Source organism: Arenibacter sp. 6A1 (assembly GCF_012272855.1).
Classification (GTDB): Bacteria; Bacteroidota; Bacteroidia; order Flavobacteriales; family Flavobacteriaceae; genus Arenibacter.
Genome location: NZ_JAAXCQ010000054.1, coordinates 1 through 922, shown reverse-complemented (window position 1 = coordinate 922; position 922 = coordinate 1). Strand labels below are relative to the sequence as shown.

The following is a 922-nucleotide window of genomic DNA, read 5'->3' as shown; positions in this document are numbered from 1 at the left end:
TAGCTCCTGTTTCTCCTTGAATACCTTGTTCTCCAGTCGCCCCCGTAGCTCCGGTCTCACCTTGAATACCTTGTTCGCCTGTTGCTCCAGTAGCTCCGGTCTCACCTTTGATACCTTGTTCACCTGTTGCCCCCGTGGCTCCGGTTTCTCCTTGGATACCTTGTTCTCCTTTGGCACCAGTAGCTCCAGTCTCACCTTGCATACCTTGATCACCTGTGGCGCCAGTTGCTCCGGTCTCGCCTTGAATACCTTGTTCTCCTGTGGCACCAGTTGGACCAGTTGCCCCGGTTTCACCTTGGATACCTTGTTCGCCAGTTGCTCCGGTTTCTCCTTGGATTCCTTGTTCACCTGTTGCACCCGTGGCTCCTGTTTCTCCTTGTTCACCAGTAGCCCCGGTAGCTCCAGTTTCACCTTGAATTCCTTGATCCCCTTTGGCCCCAGTATCACCTTTATCTCCTTGTATACCTTGTTCCCCTGTTGCACCAGTAGCCCCGGTTTCTCCGGTTTCGCCTTGAATTCCTTGTTCTCCTTTGGCACCAGTAGCTCCAGTCTCACCTTGCATACCTTGATCACCTGTGGCGCCAGTTGCTCCGGTCTCGCCTTGAATTCCTTGTTCGCCCTGTGTTCCAGTCGCACCGGTAGCACCCGTGGCTCCAGTAGCACCGTCAATTCCATCTTTTCCATCGGCACCTGTTGCGCCGGTAGCTCCGGTTTCGCCTTGAATACCTTGTTCACCTGTAGCCCCAGTTGCTCCGGTCTCGCCTTGAATACCTTGTTCTCCTGTGGCACCAGTTGGACCAGTTGCCCCGGTTTCACCTTGGATTCCTTGTTCACCTGTTGCACCCGTGGCTCCAGTAGCACCGTCAATTCCATCTTTTCCATCGGCACCTGTTGCGCCGGTAGCTCCGGTTTCGCCTTTATC

1 pseudogene is annotated in these 922 nt (G+C 54.7%); it reads right to left on the bottom strand.

Annotated elements, in window-relative coordinates:
• Positions 1-922 (bottom strand): annotated as a pseudogene (locus tag HCG49_RS18400) (hypothetical protein); the annotation flags it as partial.